Origin of the sequence: Desulfofarcimen acetoxidans DSM 771 (assembly GCF_000024205.1) — a bacterium.
Classification (GTDB): domain Bacteria; phylum Bacillota; class Desulfotomaculia; order Desulfotomaculales; family Desulfofarciminaceae; genus Desulfofarcimen; species Desulfofarcimen acetoxidans.
Map to the genome: position 1 here is coordinate 1881025 of NC_013216.1, position 18285 is coordinate 1899309.

General features: G+C 40.4%; 17 protein-coding genes, 1 tRNA gene and 1 riboswitch. Of the genes, 10 read left to right on the plus strand and 8 right to left on the minus strand.

What is annotated here, in order from left to right; translation table 11 throughout:
- The first annotated feature begins 59 nt into the window (after positions 1–59).
- Positions 60–392: a hypothetical protein gene (locus DTOX_RS08700; RefSeq protein ID WP_015757340.1), complete on the plus strand. Its 333-nt coding sequence runs from the start codon at positions 60–62 to the stop codon at positions 390–392.
- A 44-nt stretch (positions 393–436) separates the two neighbouring features.
- Here the strand turns inward: DTOX_RS08700 and DTOX_RS08705 are convergent, their stop codons facing one another.
- On the minus strand, positions 437–985 hold the full coding sequence (locus DTOX_RS08705; RefSeq protein WP_015757341.1) for a hypothetical protein: 549 nt from the start codon (positions 983–985) through the stop codon (positions 437–439).
- A gap of 142 nt (positions 986–1127) precedes the next feature.
- Between DTOX_RS08705 and DTOX_RS08710 the strand changes: the two genes are divergently transcribed.
- From DTOX_RS08710 to DTOX_RS08730, 5 genes are read left to right on the plus strand one after another with little or no spacing between them, the layout of a single operon-like run.
- Positions 1128–1679: an RNA polymerase sigma factor gene (locus DTOX_RS08710; RefSeq protein ID WP_015757342.1), complete on the plus strand. Its 552-nt coding sequence runs from the start codon at positions 1128–1130 to the stop codon at positions 1677–1679.
- Entirely contained in the window at positions 1669–3063 is a 1395-nt protein-coding gene (locus DTOX_RS08715; protein WP_015757343.1) for a hypothetical protein, read from the plus strand. The genes DTOX_RS08710 and DTOX_RS08715 overlap by 11 nt, the downstream gene beginning before the upstream one ends.
- 29 nt (positions 3064–3092) lie before the next feature.
- Complete coding sequence (locus DTOX_RS08720; RefSeq protein WP_015757344.1) at positions 3093–5357, plus strand: hypothetical protein; 2265 nt, start codon at positions 3093–3095, stop codon at positions 5355–5357.
- A complete protein-coding gene (locus DTOX_RS08725; RefSeq protein ID WP_015757345.1) occupies positions 5354–6274 on the plus strand; it encodes an ABC transporter ATP-binding protein in 921 nt (306 codons plus the stop codon). Before DTOX_RS08720 ends, DTOX_RS08725 begins: the two co-directional genes overlap by 4 nt.
- Positions 6275–6276: 2 nt before the next feature.
- Positions 6277–7113: an ABC transporter permease gene (locus DTOX_RS08730; protein WP_015757346.1), complete on the plus strand. Its 837-nt coding sequence runs from the start codon at positions 6277–6279 to the stop codon at positions 7111–7113.
- Positions 7114–7286: 173 nt separating this feature from the next.
- Here DTOX_RS08730 and DTOX_RS08735 read toward each other — a convergent pair whose 3' ends face one another.
- The 5 genes from DTOX_RS08735 to DTOX_RS08755 form a co-directional block, all read right to left on the minus strand.
- A complete protein-coding gene (locus DTOX_RS08735) occupies positions 7287–7997 on the minus strand; it encodes an RloB family protein (protein WP_015757347.1) in 711 nt (236 codons plus the stop codon).
- On the minus strand, positions 7997–9376 hold the full coding sequence (locus DTOX_RS08740; protein ID WP_015757348.1) for an AAA family ATPase: 1380 nt from the start codon (positions 9374–9376) through the stop codon (positions 7997–7999). Before DTOX_RS08740 ends, DTOX_RS08735 begins: the two co-directional genes overlap by 1 nt.
- A gap of 281 nt (positions 9377–9657) precedes the next feature.
- On the minus strand, positions 9658–9930 hold the full coding sequence (locus tag DTOX_RS08745; protein ID WP_015757350.1) for a hypothetical protein: 273 nt from the start codon (positions 9928–9930) through the stop codon (positions 9658–9660).
- Between the two features lie 264 nt (positions 9931–10194).
- Positions 10195–10443 carry a KilA-N domain-containing protein gene (locus tag DTOX_RS08750; protein ID WP_015757351.1) on the minus strand — a complete coding sequence of 83 codons (249 nt, stop codon included), beginning with the start codon at positions 10441–10443 and terminating at the stop codon, positions 10195–10197.
- Between the two features lie 245 nt (positions 10444–10688).
- A tRNA-Arg gene (locus tag DTOX_RS08755) sits at positions 10689–10765 on the minus strand.
- A 198-nt stretch (positions 10766–10963) separates the two neighbouring features.
- Here DTOX_RS08755 and DTOX_RS08760 point away from each other — a divergent pair.
- From DTOX_RS08760 to typA, 3 genes are all read left to right on the plus strand, one after another.
- Complete coding sequence (locus DTOX_RS08760) at positions 10964–11737, plus strand: lipase family protein (RefSeq protein WP_157862887.1); 774 nt, start codon at positions 10964–10966, stop codon at positions 11735–11737.
- 268 nt (positions 11738–12005) lie between these two features.
- On the plus strand, positions 12006–12458 hold the full coding sequence (locus DTOX_RS08765) for a YaiI/YqxD family protein (RefSeq protein WP_015757353.1): 453 nt from the start codon (positions 12006–12008) through the stop codon (positions 12456–12458).
- Between the two features lie 59 nt (positions 12459–12517).
- Positions 12518–14344 (plus strand): translational GTPase TypA, encoded by a 1827-nt coding sequence (typA, locus tag DTOX_RS08770; RefSeq protein WP_015757354.1) that lies wholly within the window; start codon positions 12518–12520, stop codon positions 14342–14344.
- A gap of 514 nt (positions 14345–14858) precedes the next feature.
- Here the strand turns inward: typA and DTOX_RS22105 are convergent.
- Complete coding sequence (locus DTOX_RS22105) at positions 14859–15008, minus strand: ribbon-helix-helix protein, CopG family (protein ID WP_015757356.1); 150 nt, start codon at positions 15006–15008, stop codon at positions 14859–14861.
- A 121-nt stretch (positions 15009–15129) separates the two neighbouring features.
- A riboswitch (cobalamin riboswitch) is annotated at positions 15130–15317 on the plus strand.
- Between the two features lie 296 nt (positions 15318–15613).
- Here DTOX_RS22105 and glpX point away from each other — a divergent pair.
- A complete protein-coding gene (gene glpX, locus DTOX_RS08775) occupies positions 15614–16609 on the plus strand; it encodes a class II fructose-bisphosphatase (protein WP_015757357.1) in 996 nt (331 codons plus the stop codon).
- Positions 16610–16677: 68 nt separating this feature from the next.
- On the opposite strand, the gene DTOX_RS08780 is transcribed toward glpX, so the two are convergent.
- Positions 16678–18285 carry a putative polysaccharide biosynthesis protein gene (locus DTOX_RS08780; RefSeq protein WP_015757358.1) on the minus strand — a complete coding sequence of 536 codons (1608 nt, stop codon included), beginning with the start codon at positions 18283–18285 and terminating at the stop codon, positions 16678–16680.

Here is an 18285-nt window from a genome sequence, read left to right on the forward strand (position 1 = left end):
TTTTAATTTTAGATAGAATTACTAAGATATTATTTAATTTTTTGTTGGGTGGGGATAATATGAAGACCAGAACATTTAAAATAATTATGAGAAAGACACTTAATGAAGTAGAAAGCCTGAAAAGTCGTATGGAAGCGCTGGAAGAAAAATTGATGGAGTTAGAGGCGTGTAGGCACAGTGAGTCGGTAGTTGCGGCAGTGCCGGAGGAAGTTCAGGAGCAAGTTGTTAATCGCTCTGATCTCGTGGCTAGGGACAAAGAATTTTTGAGAAAAATAAGTATTATCAAACAGACTCAGATGATAATAAGGGCCAAATACGAGGAGCAGAAACAAAAAAGAAGGCCAATATGGGAAAAAATTATTCCTCGCTGGATTATCGTTAAAAATCCATAGTCCATAAAAAACCTGAATACCCGGTTGTGGGATTCAGGTTTTTTTTATGTGAGACTAATATGAATAACTGTCAGCAAACCAGTCAGAAGAGCCAGTAGTTTGTGCGTTCTAAGCAGATCCTTTGAGCATGTATATTGTGTTTTCATGAAAATTCCCTTGACAGATGCTATTAATAACAAGATAAGTGATAGTAAACCCAACCATATGACTGGATTCCAGAAGGGAAAGGTTAATAGCATAGTTAACCCGTGAACTAGCGCAAATGAAACCGCAATTACTCCCGCAAAATAATGATGTTTGTTTAACCACCTTAATATTTGTTTGGCCTTATGCTGGTTTGAGCTGCCCAGATTAGGAATGACGTGTTGGCGCAGCAGATAGGGCAGTAAGCTGATGATAAAAAATATTGCCGCAAAGGAGCCTAAGCTTTTTCCTGTCTCTCTAATTGTTCTGCCTGGCTGAATTGCAGCACTGTTTTGATGTTGCCAGCCATGGCCGGCAAGTGCATTCTCAATACAGGCGCCATTAGAAAAACAAGTCAATAGCAAAATGGTTAATAAGTATATAAATATTACTTTTTTACTTTGCCTCATTAGATATCACCCCTTATATTGTCTATAACCATTATAATACAAAAGTTTTAATAAGTTATAATATTTTTTAAGATGGACGTAACATTTTGCCAATAAGTTACGTCATATATACAAAATATTAAAATAAAGAGGTAGAGAAGCGTTGATAGCAACCGGAGAACTTACTAAAACCATGCGAGACGAGGATCTTTCTTTTGAAGAATTGTATGATCGCCATTTTGCCGCTGTAAACCGTTATTTGAGGTACCGGGTAGTAAGCATCTGGGATGCCGATGATTTGACCGCTATTGTGTTTATGAAGGCAATGGAAAAGTATCACCAGTTTACGGGCAGCGGTAGTTTTATCTCCTGGCTTTTTCGTATAACACACAATACAATGGTTGATTACTTTAAAATGAAAAAGGATATACCCTCTGATCTAAGTTATGTTATGCGTACGGATAGTATCACTAACGAACCGGAGGAAATAACCTTATACGGAGAAGAGGTTGCCTTACTGAGAGAATTAATTTTAAAGCTTCCAGGGGAGCAAAGAGATGTACTTTCCCTTCGTTATGCCGGTGAATTGCGGTTCAAACAGATTGGAGAAGTACTTGGCAAGCATGAGGGAGCGGTGAGAACTATTCATCACAGAGCTCTCAAGCAACTGCGCAGCATGTTTGCTGAAAGGGGGGCGGTGCCTGATGAGAGATAAGGAGGATTACAAGCAGCAGTCGGATAATGTATTGCCAATGGAAAAATGGCGTCAGGAGAAGACGACTGTTTCCGGAGACAGTGTGAGTTTATTGCTGGAGCACATGAGAATGGTCAGGCAGTCGGTTCCGGTAAATGACCGGCTTAAAGAGGAATTGCGCCAGAAGATGTTTCCCAAAGCTGCTGAGTCGCAGTCAGTAGAACCAGGGCCGGAAAACATTAAAGAACAACAGTCAGAGAGTAAAACAGGTTTTAGAAAAAAACTAAAGTGGTACGGTATTCCGGCAATTCTTGCGATATTATTATGTATTATTTGGTTTGGGCAAGCAGGAGGTTACAGTAAACTGGAAACCGTGGGTGATTTGCAGGAAGTGGCTCGTTACTGGTCAGACAAAGAAGATTTACAACCTGCTGTTAGTCCTGACGGAAAAAAGTTATTACTGACCAGAAGCGGTTTATTGCTTATGCTGGATCAAGACGGTACGCAAAGAGTTCTCTTGCAGCCGCAGATAAATGAAAAATATACTTACCCGTCCTGGACTTCTGACGGAAATAAAATTACTTTGGTCAAAAAAATCAATGGACAAAACGAGGAAATTATTCAATTGGCCGCAACCGCTTTAAACAGTGGGGTTAGCCAAGGAAGCCATTCAGAATGGAAGAATAATCTGGAAAGTTTCTCTCGTCAGAAGCCTGAGCTTTTGTACCGGGGAAAAGCAGGTGAAGAGATAAGCAATTTACACTGGTCGCCGGTAGGAAATAACCTGGCTTTTATAGTCAGGAAAGAAAATCAAGACAGTGTTATTATACTGGATCAGGAGAAAAAAATTCATAATAGGGGTGAAGGCTCGGAGCTTACCTGGTCACCGGATGGATCCGCTTTGGTAGTCGAAAGAAAAAAGGATACTTCTCAACTTTTGATTATTGGTCCGGACGGCCAGGAAGTAACTTTAACCAAAGGTGAAAACCCGGTTTGGGGCCAGCAAGGATATTTGGTATATACCGACATGAAGTCACAGGAGAGGATACTAACTTATATGCCTGATGGTGAACCTCAATTTACGGTAGAGCAGAAGGTGGGAGAAATTCGCTCTTTATATTTAGGTAAAAATGGCATAGTTTCGCTTAAGAAGGTTCAAGAAAAGAAACTGGCCGAGCAGAGTAATCTTTTAATTAATATAAATAATCAAGGTTCCCTGACTGAACTAAAATGGCTCAGGGATTTGGCTGAAAATGGCGTTAAAGATCCAAGGGTTTTAATGCTGGATGATATAGAGAAAAACATCAGCCAGTGTTTTGGCCCTCAGGGTAAAACCCTATATTTAACTCGTACTGAAGGCGAAACAGTTTCAATTATGAGAGCTGATCTGAGAGAAAGCTTATAATTAAAGTAATTAATTCAGGAGGAACCGTAATGGAGAGAAACCAGTGTTTTATCCTCTTAATAAAGGATATGATAAAAACTTTTCCTGCCTTTTCGGCAGCAGTGATTTTTATATTGCTAATTTTTGCTCAACCTGCTGCCTCTCAGGCCAGCGTGACTGTTCAGGCAGTTCCGGGTTTAAACGGAATATATAAACAGAGCCGCCCTCTGGAGATAAAAATCTCGGTAAATAATGACGGGCCGGCAATAAACGGTTACGTTAAATTGGTGCCCAAAGATGATGAGGGCAGACCGCTTAATTATATGACAGCTTACCGCCGCTCTGTAGAAATACCTGCCGGGACTAATTATAAAACAGTTATGCTTATTTTCGAAGAAAATGGTCCCTTAAAAGCAGATGTTGAGTTGTGGAGCGGAAACAGCAGGTTAGCTAAAGCTAAAATTCAGGGCACAACTGTTGATCAAAGAGGCTCTATAATCCTGGCTTTAAATGAGAAAACCCTGCAAGGCGGCTTAATGAGTTATGCTGATAAAACATTTGGTCTTAACAGTACGGTTAAATATCTGCCGATTGCAGATCTTCCGGCAGATTACTTTGCACTGTCTGTGGCAGATGTTATAGTAGTTGAACCTGAATCAATAGGTCAACTGAATGCAAAACAGGTTAGCGTGATAAAAGATTGGGTTAAGCTGGGAGGGAAATTAATCTTATCCGAAGGTGCGGGAACTGCCGCTAACCAGCCTTTTGCGGAGTTTTGTCCTCCTTCAAATAATACAGCTGATTTGTTTAAAATTAGTGCCGGTCGTGGTACGGTAATTTATTCACGCCCAGGGGTAGGGAATGTGTCGGGCACTGATAAAGAGTACTGGGAAAGTTTTATTAAACAGTATGCAGATTCAGATAATAAGAATGTTAAAGAAGTAATAATAAATGAAGGTATGCGCAATAACGGTAATCTGGTTGACACCAGTTCATATATACCGCAGTTAAAGTTTCCGTCTCTCAGCAGCCTGGCAGTTTTCTGGGTTATATATTTGCTGCTGGTCGGTCCTCTTGTTTATTATATTCTCAAACGCTATGATCGCCGGGAACTGGCCTGGATTGTTATACCTGTTTTCTCACTGGTTGCCTCGGTTGCAGTTTTTCTGGCTTCACCTTCTCAAAAACTACCGGATCCTTTTGGACAAACTCTTTCCATAATAGAAATATTGGACGAGCACCTGGCTGAAGTAAGAAGCGCCGGAAGTTTCATTACTGTAAAAGGCGGCTTGCTGCAGGTTGAGTCACCGCAGGACGCTATAGTCTTTCCTGTCAATGTTTATAGCTCGATGAAAGAGCCTAATGAAGTTGAAATAAAAAATAATTCTCAGGAGATTTCTTACCGTAATGTAGAGTATTGGTCTATCAGACAGGCATCACTGTATACACTATGGAGCGATTACGGCCGGGTAGAAGCTGATTTGCAATTGACTGGTAACCGTATCGTGGGTAAAGTGAAAAATGCTACAAAGACAGATCTTAAAAATTGCAAAATACAGGTAGCCGGGCGCCTCATAGATTTAGGAGAACTGTCTATCGGCAAAGAAATTCAGGTATCGGAGGACTTATCCAAGTGGCCGATTCTCAACCGTTGGGGTAATATGGAGGAACGTCAGCGCCAGGAACGCATACAAAAGGACACGAGTATCATCAGGGAGGAACGCATGCTGTCGGATAAGTTGGGAACTGATGGGCAACTCTCTACTAGAATCGAGTTCAGCGGCTGGAGTGAGCAAAAGAGCTCTCTATTTCAAATAAAACAGGCGAAAAACCGGCAAGAACAAAACAATCTGACGCTGGTGCGGCAGTATTTTCCTCTGCAGCTGCCTGCCGGGGTTCCGGTTAAACTGCCGCCTGGTCTTGTACCGGCACAGGTAACGGATGGTTTTTACGGTGAGGAACCCGGCGGTGTGGTCTCAAGAGGTGATATTACTTTTGAGTATAACCTGAACGGTTTATTTGCGGAAGCAAAGTTTGTCTTGCAAACAGTGCATATAGGTGATTTACCGGAAACAGCTTTGCAAAACGGTATAAAAATTTACGACTGGCAAAAGAATGCCTGGGTAGAGTTTAAGCCGGGGAAAAAGAGTATAACCGGTGTGGAAATGACACAAGGCATGGTTAGTTTAAGCGGAGAAGACCTGAACCGTTGCCTCTCAACGGAGAAAGAACTGAGGCTGAAACTATCCGGCGGGGAGCAAAAACCAAAAATAATTCTGCCTCCGCAACTCTCTATAGAGGGGGTAACCCAATGATAACGATTAGTGGTTTGAGTAAAAAATTTGGTAAACAGTTAGCCCTGGATCAAGTCAGTTTTAGCATAAAGGAAGGTAAAGTCTTTGGCCTAATAGGACCGAACGGGGCCGGTAAAACCACTGCCATGTCTATTCTGGCAACGCTGCTGCTGCCGGACAGCGGTACGGTGGAGGTGAACGGTTATAACGTTTTGCTAAATCCCGGAGAAGTACGTCAAATGATTGGTTATATGCCCGATTTCTTTGGTGTCTATGACGGTCTAAAAGTTACTGAATATCTGGAGTTTTTTGCCGATGCTTTTCAAGTTCCGGAGAATCAGAAAAAAACCATTATTTCTGATTTATTAGAACTGGTTAACCTATCTGTTAAGGCTGATTTCTATGTGGATACACTTTCACGCGGTATGAAGCAGCGTTTGGCGCTGGCCAGGTGCCTGGTGCACGATCCTAAAGTATTGATCCTGGATGAACCGGCTTCGGGTCTTGATCCCAGGGCCAGAGCGGAAATGAAGGAAATTGTTTACCAGTTGAAGCAAATGAATAAAACTGTCCTGATTAGTTCTCATATTTTGCCGGAGTTGGCCGAGATGTGCGATGAGGTTGCCATCATGGAAAAAGGCCGTTTGGTAGCCAATGGTCCTGTGGCAGAAATTACTTCCGCCGCATCCGGCATGCGGCACCTGATTATTGAAGTGCTGGAGCGTGGTCAGGAATTGGTTGCTCTGGTGCGGGCCAGGGATAAGGTCAACCAGGTGCAGCAGAACGAAAATTTAATAAAATTAACATATAGCGGTACGCGTGCCGAGCAGGGAAACCTGCTCAAGGAAATTTCTCAGGAATTTCTGGTTCTCCAATTTTATGAGAGCAAAGGTGATTTGGAACGTCTATTTATGTCAGTAACGGGCGAGGTGAATTAAAGATGAGAATAAACCCTGTGTTAACAAAAGAACTAAGAGAAAGATTCAGAACACCTAAAACAGCACTTATGATCAGTTTATATCTTCTGGTTATCGGAGGCTTTAGTTTGGGTTTTATTTACCTGCGCATGAAAGAATCAACAGGATATTTCCAACCATGGAACAGCAGAGATATTTTTTATGTTCTCAGTATAGCACAACTGATACTGTTGGCCTTTGTCATACCCGGGTTGACGGCAGGGACGATTAGCGGTGAGCGTGAGCGCCAAACCTTAAATGTTCTATTGACTACAAAACTAACCCCGTTGGGTATAATAATCAGCAAGATGCTGTCCTCCTCAGGTTTTACAATATTATTGATGATAGCTTCGATGCCGCTTTACTGTGTGGTTTTTATTTTCGGAGGTATCTCTCCGGTTCAGATAGCCGGTTTGATGGGTTTTTACCTGATCACAGTTTTTTTGTTTGCTTCAGTGGGCATGGCCTGCTCGACCTACTTCAAACGTACAGGTGTCAGTACTGTAACGGCTTATGGAATAATTTTTCTTATCGGTGGAGGTACCGGTTTTCTGGCAGCTTTTTTGTGGCAATTCTACCGCACGCAGTTTGTTACTGAAACCCCTCTGATTGTTCAAATGCTGCTTGACATCAATCCTGTTATTGTATTGCTGCGCATACTTGGACAGGACGTATCTCCAGGCAAGGAAATTAATTTAATTATTCCATACTGGGGTATTTATACCGGTGTTTGGTTGATTTTTGGTTGCTTGCTGATAGCCTGGGCAGTTATCAGGCTAAATCCCCAGCAGCGTACTAAGGGCTTTTTATTTCGGATGTAAAAAAGAAACCCCGTCCTAAACTTAGGTACGGGGTTTCTTGTGATATAAGAGCTATACTGAAGATAATAAAGAAAAGACCTTCTCCATAGAGGAAAGGTCTTTTGGGGGAAAGTTAGGTCAAAAAAGATGCCGTTGTTTTTGAATATTCAGTAAAATGCAATGGCAATTCGCAATTATTCGAATTGCTTTTTTCGTAGCTCTGTTATGAATAATCCCATATTGCATCCTATTCTGTCCAACATTGTTTTTTCGTCCTCGCAAATTTGCCGTTCTTCTTTTATTGCATTATCTACATTCTTCAATAGAGATTCGCAACGGAAGTTGCCTTTTGTATTAAACCCTAAAATTTCTGATGCTTTCTTACTGGTATAAGTATGCTTGTTGCTAACTTTACTATTATATAATATCTGTTGTTCATCACCTTGGATATGTTGTGCATAAGCGTCAGGCGTATGCAATAGCAACCATATGTCAAAACATGGGTTTGTTACAACTATTATCTCATCTTCTTTTACGGCTAATAGTAACTCAGTAAAACCGGCCCCTGCTGGGCCATTGTAAATATCTAAATCAAACACGACTACAAACTTGTCGCCTTCTGAATAAGTCGAGTTTGCATCAGCTTTAAGTTCTGCTCGCTTTTGCTCCGCAAGTTCAAAAAGTTTTTTGGGGTTGCTCCAACCTTGATGCATTCCTGTTTTCTCAAGCGGAACAATTTTAATTGCATTGTGTATGCCAAGTTCTCTTTTATAATTGCATAGCCATGTAAAGTATACCCATTCGGTATTCTGACCCTCACAAACGACATAATATGCAATTCTAAATTCACCTAACTGTCCAATATCAGTCTCCCTGGTAAGGGGACGATATTCTCGAAGCGGCATTACTTATCACCGCCTTTGCATTCTAGCTGCGTAAAGATGGGCAACGCACCATATCTTCCATCTAAATATGCTTTGTCAATTTTGCGGTCATATCTTTCACTAAATTTATCAAGCGAATAAATGACTGAAGCATTTTCTTCGTTTTTTTCAACAAACCAAATCTCATCACGTCTAAGGACATCCTGTGACATTATTGAAGATTCATGCGTTGTAAAAATGAGTTGAGTGCTTTTCCCCTTAGTAAGTTCCACAAATAACTCAATTAATCGTTGTGTTACCTTTGGATGCAGACTCCGTTCAAGCTCATCTACAATATATACTCCACCTTCTTTGTTTTGCATTACAATTCGCAATAAGTCAAATATTTTTTTGGTTCCATCCGATTCCTCTGAAAAAGCAAAATCATACACGCTATTTTTATGATGAAGTACTATAGTAGTCACTTTTAGTGGTTCATTCTTACCTTTTTGCTCAATTCTATACCAACCAGTAGGCCCCGAGTGGATAATTGCAAATCCCTTAATTATTGAATTATTCAGATTTTCATCAAGTGTTTTGGTTATTGCTTTATGTACTCCGCTTGGCAGCCTTGTTTCCAATTCAGTAATATCAAGATGCTCATTCTTAATATCAACAATTCCTGTATCAAAACTACTTACAGCATCAACAAATGATTGAAAATTATCTTCGCTATTTTCATAGCACTCAAAACTTTGAATTACTGTGTCGGGCATTATAAATTCAAGATTTGTAGCAAAGTACTTATAGACATCAACAAAGCATAGTAAGTTTTTGCTATTTGTTGCTTTCTTGCTTTTATTAATTGTGTTAAGAAGTAATATCCGTTTATCATCCATAAAGTCATTTGAAATATCTAAGAACCGGCTTTCTTCGTTTGAAAGATGAAGATAGCTTTTATTAACATTCAAACGATATGAACCCTGAAGATTGTCTATTTCTCTTTCATAAATATGCTCCTGTTTATCTTTACTGGGATATAATCGATAAAGCCATTCAGCAGTCACAGTCTGTTGAGATAAAATCGCCGAAAACCCATAAGCATAAAATGAACCATTGGTATAGAATTCAAATTCAAATATTGATGGCTGGGTTCTGTTTTTTTCTGAAAGCTTGCAAAACATATCTCCTGCATCTAGTGGAAGATTTGATTTTGCTACATGAGAAGCAAATCTCATCGCTTCAAATATCTTGCTTTTTCCAGACGCATTTGCGCCATAAATAGCGCTTAATTTAAGCAAATTGATATCCTCAATTTTATATATATGGTCAAGATGATTTTGAGTTCGCCCAGCAATCATGGAAAAAATTTGTTTTCTATTATAGGATAAAAAATTTTCTACTGAAAATCTGATTAACATTCAAACCACCTCGTTTTAAATTTGAGAGAAAAAATCTCCTTATATTATTATATTACCACATACTAATTTATTATACAACGATTTTAAAGAATATATCGAGATTTTCTCTCTTAAGGTATTTTTAGAAAACCAAAACAGTAATCGACTTCTTTCGACAAAAATGTGGGAAGTTTGGTCAAAAAAGAACCCATTTTATCCTTACTAAAGTTCTTGATTTCCATTTGCGCTAATCCTTATAATTCATTATGTACAGCATAAATAGGGATGAAGGTAAAACTCCTTCATGCAGCTATATCTGTTCTTGAAATCCTCAATGGCTTCCTGGTCATCGGAATTACCGGTTCCATCATAATCACCGTTTCGAGCTTTGTTTGCAATATCAATGAAGGCTCTGAAGATGCCCTTGTGCCTTTGCTTGAAATCAGGTCGTTAAACAACGGATCATATTTGTTTGCTCTTGCGTTGAAAATGATCCGCTTTATGATAAAGTCATTGGAATATGCCTTGCCCCCAAATTGAATATTGATTCCATTCCTGATCAAAACAGATTCCATATGAAGCAACCTCATAAAGACTTATTATCGCAATTATATCACTAAACCCGATATTTTCCAAGTTGTGCTGAATACGCCGCAAGAACCATCGTCACATAAAATGTCTACAGAAATCAGAGTATCCGAAAATGACTGTATCCAATTCACTGTAGGCATTCCAAGAAAAGATGCTCTTGTTTTTCTTCATAAATATATTTATTTTACTTGTACTTAACTCTTAATTACAGGTCTATAGATTCCCATAATACAAGGAAATCGAATTCTTTAATCACTATTATCGTAAGCTAGGAACTTTTTAACAACATCCAGCCCGAAGGCCGGATTAATCCAAATGTTGAACTCACAGGAGATATCTGGATGAGCAAAAGTACCGCCGTTTTTTCTTGCTTTGATGTAATCCCTATCGCACCGGTATTGGCAATCCAATGCTTGAACGTGTTTCCCAATCATAATTTTACCGACTGATGAACGGTGAAATCTGGGTATGTCATTTACATTTAGCTGCTCCGGCATCCAATAGCTTCTGCTCTATTTTCTTCCTTAGTCCTTGTAAACGTTATTATTTGTGGGTTTAGTAACTGCTGTATTTTTCTTAGTAGGCCAAAACCTACTGCGATTCATGTTATAAATTTTATTTTCAAGGATTAATTTTATAATTTTTAAAATTTTAAGGGTTAAACTTATGCAAATTGACCATTTTAGGCATAAAAAAAGACAAACCCACTTTTAACTAAGGTTAAAAAATAGGTTTGTCTACTTGGCGTGCCTGAAGGGAGTCGAACCCCTAACCTTTAGATCCGTAGTCTAACGCTCTATCCAATTGAGCTACAGGCACTTAAACGATAATATTAGTATAGCAAATTTAAAGATGCTTGGCAAGCTTTATTCTGCTCTGGAAAATTATGCTTACAATAGATTTGTGGATAAGCCATTATATGATGAAGTACAAATTTATATTGCATGATCAATGTCAGTTCTGCAGAATATCACTTTTAAATTTAACTGCATAATTTGTAGAAAACAAATTAGGCAGGTGTTTACTATTACCCGCATAATTTTTGTTCACGGTATTGGTTTGGACACCGGGGAAGATTACTGGAAGCCCTGGTCTGCTGCATTAGCTGAAAGCTTGAAGTGCATTGAGCTTAATGTTGCAGAGAGCAGCTTTGACGGGGTTTATTATGCCGATATATATGCTGCAGTTAATTTGATTGATATATCCCATAAATTGCAGAAAGAAAGATTCATTTTGCAGGTAAAAAATAATGCTCGGGAAGATATGTACAGGCAAACACCCTTTCACCAGCGTGGTCAGATAGAGGATGTATTGGATAATGGCAGTAAGCTTTTTGGCCAAATGTACCATTATTTTCACGATGATCAAGTATATGAATGCATTAATAAGCGTTTATATGATAAATTGGCCTCAGTTGAGGATAAGGTGCACCTGATCGGCTACAGTTTGGGATCTTTAATAAGCTTTTGTTCTCTGCAGCAGAGACGGGAATTAACCGGTAAAGTGAAAAACTTTATAATGGTGGGTTGCCCACTGTTCTGGTTGCGGCATGGTATGAAATTAAGAGCTGATTTGCATGTAAAACCTACCTTAAATCACTTCACAAATGTGGCCGGCATTTTGGATATTGCCTATCCACAAATAGTGCCTCGTTATGTGGAGGGATTAGATGAGCAGGTTAAAGTAACAGTAAACAGATATAACCCGGTTAAGGGACACAGTGCTTATTTTGATGTTAAAACATCACTGAATGCAATTGCTGAAATTATAAAAAAATACTATCACGAATAAGCGGGGTTATGCCTTGTTTTTTAATACTTTAGGAAACTCTCATGAGCCTCAAATCACAGAATAGAATTAAAAGATTTTCGTAAAAAATTATGCTTATGATGGATCTGAGGATAAGTTGAGGTCAATATTGCATAATTCTCAACGGGCACGAGTGCCTATGGCTGCAAGAAAGTTGCTTAAAACGACTTTCTTGCTTATCACTGTCTCAAATAATATAGTATAGTATGTATAATCAGATAAAATTAAACAAGATAACCGGAGGAACGATATGAGCAGAAAAATAATTGTGGATGCAGACGCTGTGCCTAGAAAGGTTCTTCATATATGCCGGCAGGCAGCAGATGAATTCTCTATACCGCTATGGACGGTAGCAAGTTTTAATCATTGCATAGATTCGCACAGGCATGTAGTGGTGGGCAACGCTTCGCAGGAAGCGGATATTTATCTGATGAATATGACTGTCAAAGATGATATAGTGGTAACTCAGGACTGGGGATTAGCCGCTATGGTGCTGGGTAAAGGTGCTGCCGCTCTTTCGCCGTATGGCCGGATATACCAGACATCTACAATAGAGTTTCTCTTAGAAGAAAGAGAGATTAAGGCCAGATTCAGGCGGGGTGGCGGGAAAACTAAAGGCCCGCACAAAAGAACCACGGAAGATGACAATAAATTTAAGCAAAGTTTGCTGATTCTCCTTAAGGCAAAAGAAAGTAAATTATAATTGTATAAAACATAGAAACCTGTTATAATATTTAATGTTTGTATAGGAGGAATTGAGTAATGATTAAACAGGAGAACTTAAGAAATATTGCTATAATTGCTCACGTCGATCATGGGAAAACCACACTGGTTGACAGTATGTTAAAGCAATCCGGTATTTTTCGGGATAACCAGCATGTGGCTGAACGGATCATGGATTCCAACGATCTGGAAAAGGAACGGGGAATAACCATACTGGCCAAAAATACTTCTGTTCGTTATGATGAGACCAAGATAAATATAGTCGATACTCCCGGTCACTCGGATTTCGGGGGGGAAGTTGAGCGCGTCTTGAAAATGGTAGACGGTGTGCTGCTTTTAGTGGATGCTTTTGAAGGACCAATGCCGCAGACCAAGTTTGTCCTGCGCAAAGCACTGGAACTTAAACTTATGCCAATAGTAGTAATAAATAAGATTGATCGCCCGGATGCCAGGATATATGAAGTGGAAGATGAAATTTTAGGACTGTTTATTGATTTAGGCGCCAGCGAAGAACAGCTTGAATATCCGGTAATCTATACCTCAGCCAGAGCAGGTACGGCCTCTCTTGATTCAGAACAGTCCGGCACCGACCTGAGGCCTTTGTTTGGAGCTATATTGGAGCATGTTAAGGCACCGCAGGGTGAAGCAGAGTCTCCGCTGCAGTTATTGGTCAATAACACCGATTATGACTCTTATCAGGGACGCATGGCTGTTGGCAGAATCAGCAGAGGTAAAATGAACAGTGGACAGCAGGTAGCTTTGATAAATCATGATGGTAAAATTACGGCAGCTAAAATAGGCAGGTTATACGTTTATGAGGGCCTGGAGAGGGTAGAGGCTCTGGAAGCAGGTTGCGGTGAAATAGTGACCTTTGCCGGTTTAGCGGAGGTTAATATCGGTGATACAGTGGCCTGTAAGGATAACCCGCAGCAATTGCCGCCAATTACTGTCGACGAACCTACAATAAAAATGAACTTTATAGTTAATGACAGTCCTTTTGCGGGTCAGGAGGGAAAACACCTGACTTCACGGGAAATTCGCGCCCGCCTGTTTAAAGAAATCGAGAAAAATGTGAGTATGAGAGTGGAAGAGACGGCAGACACCGATGTCTTTGTAGTGAGCGGCAGAGGCGAACTTCACCTGTCTATATTAATAGAAAATATGCGGCGTGAAGCTTATGAATTGCAGGTATCCAAACCCGAGGTAATCTATAAAAGAGAAGCAGGACAGCTTTTAGAACCCATGGAACTGTTGGTTATTGATATTCCAGAAGATAAGATGGGCCCGGTAATGGAGATGCTGGGTGTACGCAAAGGTGAAATGATCAATATGATCAGCCAGAGCGGGGGACAGCTTCGCTTGGAATTCAATGTTCCGGCTCGGGGTTTGATTGGTTTTCGTTCTCATCTACTAACAGAAACCCGCGGTCATGCGGTGATGAATCACACCTTTAACGGTTACGAGCCTTTTAAGGGGGAAATGCAAAGCCGCTATCAGGGAGTTTTGGTGGCGCTGGAAACAGGAGAGGCTACAACCTATGGTCTTTATTCGGCACAAGAAAGAGGCACACTGTTTATTACACCGGGCACAAAAGTATATGAGGGCATGATCGTTGGTGAGAACAGCCGTGAACAGGATCTGGAAGTGAATGTATGTAAAAAGAAGCATTTGACCAATATGAGATCCAGTACAGCTGAAAACGCATTAAGATTGGAAGAACCCAGGCACTTTAGTTTAGAGGAAGCGCTTGAGTATTTAGATGATAATGAGTTGCTGGAAATTACGCCTTTGAGCCTGAGACTGCGCAAAAAAATATTGGACAAAGACAACCGTTACAAGGCCAATAAAAATTCTAAACCGGCATGATATGAAGGAACCGCATATCTGCCGGTTTTTTTTAGGGAAATTATAGTTGAAATGAATCCATGGATAAGTTAAGGTTAGTACTGCATAATTTTCAATGAGCATGAGTTCCTGTGACTGCAAGAAAGTCGCCTTAAGGCGGCTTTCTTGAGATGAGAGGGTTTGTGAAATTTTCGACTTTATATAATACAATTAACATTAATTTTACGTCCGTATAAGGTTAGCTAATTGCTTTTTAACATAAATCTGCTATTATATAAGTAAGAGTTGAATAATTAATGATTAGTGAATGGAGGTGTTATTTAGATGACCAGGGAATTAATTGAACGGATTTTGAGAGATGTCGGTTTGGAAAGCTTGGATGAGATTGAAACTGAAGAAGAAGACATGGAATGGTAAGACAGGAACTAAACTGGGGGGTGATTGTTATGGATATGCAAAGCTCTGTTAAGTAGGTCGGCACCACTGACAAAAGTGTGTGCCGGCCTTTACTTTTTACTCTAGGAAATTATGCCTATTAAGCATCCTTTTCACTTAAGTAATTAGTTAGTGCTTCCCGGATTATGGCTGTCAATTGTTTTCCACTCTTTTCTCGGTAATTATCTAATTTAATTTTTAATTCCGGATCAATTCTTACGGTCAACCGTGCATATTTATCTTTAACCATTATTAAACACCTCCTAAAATATGATATTAGTGGAATGATGTGGTTGTGATTAATAAATTATAAATTTTTTGTATTGACATCTTTTTTATATGGTGATAAACTATTTATACATAAAAAACTAAATAATGATTATCTGTCAGGTACCTTTAACAAGGATAATAGGGAAACAGGTGTGAGTCCTGTACGGTCCCGCCACTGTAAATGGTGAATTTGTTTTCGAAAAGCCACTGTAGGTATAAAAACTTATGGGAAGGCGGAAACAAATGATGAGCCATAAGTCAGGAGACCTGCCTGTCATTTTATACATAATTGGCCTTTCGGTGTAGAAGGTAATGTAGGTAACAATGTTATTGATACATTACTCTAGTCAAGCGGCTGGGGTTTTATAATTTATAAACCTAATTTTTCTAAAAATTTTACCCATCCTGTCTTTTTTTAGATTTCCCGGTATATATTTAAATACCGGGATTTTTTTTTGCTATTTATAAGTAACTTTTTTATTAACTTAAACCTTACCAAAGTCTATATCATGTTATAATAAAGTTAGTATAAATCTTCCTTTCAAAGATATAGTATAACTTAACAATATCAGGAGTGTGGTAAAATTGGAACGTGAATTAACTTTAGAACTGGTTAGGGTGACGGAAGCTGCCGCTCTGGCTTCAGCCCACTGGATGGGAAGGGGTAAAAAAATGGAGGCTGATGAAGCCGCTACCAATGCTATGCGAGATATGTTTGACTCGGTAGCCATGTGCGGTACGGTAGTTATCGGAGAGGGAGAGATGGATGAGGCTCCTATGCTCTATATCGGAGAAAAAGTTGGCTGTGCATGTTCCCCGAAGGTAGATGTAGCGGTTGATCCTCTGGAAGGTACCAATATACTGGCTAAAGGCCATCAGAATGCCATGAGCGTAATTGCTATTGCTGATCATGGCAATCTTCTGCATGCACCGGATATGTACATGCAGAAGCTGGCTGTGGGACCCAGGGCTGCCGGAAAGGTTCATATTGATGATCCTATAGAGAGAACCTTGGAAATAGTGGCAAAAGCTAATAATAAACGGATAAGTGACTGTACCGTTATGATCTTGGAGCGCCCCCGCCATGAGAAATTAATCGAAGCGGTACGCTGTGCCGGAGCCAGGGTAAGATTAATTGGAGATGGTGACGTGGCGGCAGCTATTAACGTTGCTTTTGATTTTACCGGTATAGATATTTGTGTTGGCAGCGGTGGTGCCCCGGAAGGGGTTATTGCCGCGGCTGCGCTGAAATCTCTGGGTGGAGAAATGCAGGGACGTTTACTTCCTGAAAGTGAAGAAGAATATAACCGGTGTTTAAAAATGGGTTTAAGCGATCCGGTGAAAATACTGTATATGGATGATTTGGTTAAGGGTGACGATGCTATATTTGCCGCTACCGGTGTAACTGACGGTGAACTGTTAAAAGGCGTTCGTTTTTTAGGCGGGGATCGGGCTGAAACTACCTCTCTCGTGACCAGAGCTAAAACAGGTACTGTTAGAACTATAAAAGCTATTCATTATTTGCCGAATAAGCCTAATCTGGCACATGAGTGTTTTACTAATAGTTATATAATTAGATAGGGTTAAAATATCAAATTTGATTTGTAGAAAAAAGAGAGCAGATTCCGATTCGGTATCTGCTCTCTTTCTTAGGCTTTGTTGAAAATCCTGGCCGTTTTGGCCGCTAAGTGGCCTAATTTAGGTATTCTCCCCAGTTCCTCGGCGGTTAGAATACCACCTAGTATTACCGTTAAAGCATAGATAGCTGCTCCGATAATAATACCTGTGATTGTGGCCATTCCGTTGCTTTGGGTGTATGTAATTACTAGATGATAAGACTCCCACACGCAGGCTGCCATTAATAAAGTGGCCAGACCGGGTTTAACAATAGTTGCTTTAAATTTAAAATTAAAGCCGACATACTTGGCAATAGTAGCAATATTGAGAGTTGATGATATAACAAACATTATTACCTGGGATATTGCTGCTGCTCTGATTCCTAATGGACTTGGGGTGAGGTAATAAGTAAAACCAATTTTAAAGATTATCCCAACTAATAAATTTCTGACCGGAATAGATATTTTGCCTATTCCTTGGAGCACTCCGGTAGTTACCAGGTGTATTGACCAGAATACGATGCTGAAAGCTACATAAGCAAGGGGAACGCCCGCCGGCTCATTGTTAAATATAAAAAGGGTCAGGTGAGGGGCCAGCACGAACAGTCCCGCTGCTGCCGGCAGTGCAAAAATGGTAGCCAGCCTTACACCCTGAGCAGCTTGCTGCCTGATTTTTTCATAATCTTTAATTGCATAGGCTTCAGCTATAGATGGAACCAGGCTCGTTCCCATTGACAGGGCAAAGGCAATGGTGATATTTATAAAGGACATGGCCATCTGGTTAAACTGCCCATAAAAAGCCGTGGCCTGCTGTTGTGTATAGCCTATTAATTGCAGGCGGTCAATAATCAGCTTATTGTCTATGATTCCTGTTATAGACAGAGCAACACTGGCAAAGGAAATTGGCAGAGCCGTGGCAAATATTTCTTTAAAGATATCCCAGTTCGAGTTCTTGGCCTTAGTGGTAACTGTATTTTGCCACTCTTTGAAATTATGCCGTTCCCTCCAGTGGTAGTAAAGCATAATCATGGCAGCTAATACGGCACCCGGCAGGGCTCCTAAATTGGCTCCGGCTGCTGCTATAGCCAGTCCCTTGGGTAATAGAAGGTAACTTAGAGTGACCGTGCCAATAGCCAGCAGTACCTGATCTGCTATCTGGGAGACGGCAACTACTGTCATGTTCTGCATCCCCTGAAAAAGGCCGCGGTAGGCGGAAGTGGTGGCGGCAAAAAAAACTATAGGTGCCACAGCCCTGAGCCCGTAAAAACTGTCCGGGGTAGCCACAATACCTGTTTCCACCAGCCACTCGGCGCCGAAGAACAGTAGAAAAGAGAAAGATAAACCGATGGACAGCATAGCGGCCCGCGCCAGCTTAAAGGTTGTATAAGCGTCCCTGTACTGGCCGGAAGCAATTTTCTCAGAAACCAGCCTGGCCACTGCTACGGGGATGCCGGCAGTGGAAATGGTGAACAGAAGATAGTAAAATTGATTGGGTATTGCGTAAATGCCCAATCCTTCATCACCCAGCATGCGACCCAGAGGAATTCTGTATGCTGCTCCTAAGAACCTGATTAAAATACCTGCTGTAGTGAGAATTAATGCTCCTTTTAGATAAGATTGCTTGTTGACACTTATACTCAT

Excerpts from the sequence above, each read along its gene's own strand:
- DTOX_RS08700 (WP_015757340.1), top strand. The coding sequence starts at position 60 with ATGAAGACCAGAACATTTAAAATAATTATGAGAAAGACACTTAATGAA.
- DTOX_RS08705 (WP_015757341.1), bottom strand. The coding sequence starts at position 985 with ATGAGGCAAAGTAAAAAAGTAATATTTATATACTTATTAACCATTTTG.
- DTOX_RS08715 (WP_015757343.1), top strand. The coding sequence starts at position 1,669 with ATGAGAGATAAGGAGGATTACAAGCAGCAGTCGGATAATGTATTGCCA.
- DTOX_RS08720 (WP_015757344.1), top strand. The coding sequence starts at position 3,093 with ATGGAGAGAAACCAGTGTTTTATCCTCTTAATAAAGGATATGATAAAA.
- DTOX_RS08725 (WP_015757345.1), top strand. The coding sequence starts at position 5,354 with ATGATAACGATTAGTGGTTTGAGTAAAAAATTTGGTAAACAGTTAGCC.
- DTOX_RS08730 (WP_015757346.1), top strand. The coding sequence starts at position 6,277 with ATGAGAATAAACCCTGTGTTAACAAAAGAACTAAGAGAAAGATTCAGA.
- DTOX_RS08735 (WP_015757347.1), bottom strand. The coding sequence starts at position 7,997 with ATGCCGCTTCGAGAATATCGTCCCCTTACCAGGGAGACTGATATTGGA.
- DTOX_RS08740 (WP_015757348.1), bottom strand. The coding sequence starts at position 9,376 with ATGTTAATCAGATTTTCAGTAGAAAATTTTTTATCCTATAATAGAAAA.
- DTOX_RS08745 (WP_015757350.1), bottom strand. The coding sequence starts at position 9,930 with ATGGAATCTGTTTTGATCAGGAATGGAATCAATATTCAATTTGGGGGC.
- DTOX_RS08750 (WP_015757351.1), bottom strand. The coding sequence starts at position 10,443 with ATGCCGGAGCAGCTAAATGTAAATGACATACCCAGATTTCACCGTTCA.
- DTOX_RS08765 (WP_015757353.1), top strand. The coding sequence starts at position 12,006 with ATGAGCAGAAAAATAATTGTGGATGCAGACGCTGTGCCTAGAAAGGTT.
- typA (WP_015757354.1), top strand. The coding sequence starts at position 12,518 with ATGATTAAACAGGAGAACTTAAGAAATATTGCTATAATTGCTCACGTC.
- DTOX_RS22105 (WP_015757356.1), bottom strand. The coding sequence starts at position 15,008 with ATGGTTAAAGATAAATATGCACGGTTGACCGTAAGAATTGATCCGGAA.
- DTOX_RS08780 (WP_015757358.1), bottom strand. The coding sequence starts at position 18,285 with ATGAGTATAAGTGTCAACAAGCAATCTTATCTAAAAGGAGCATTAATT.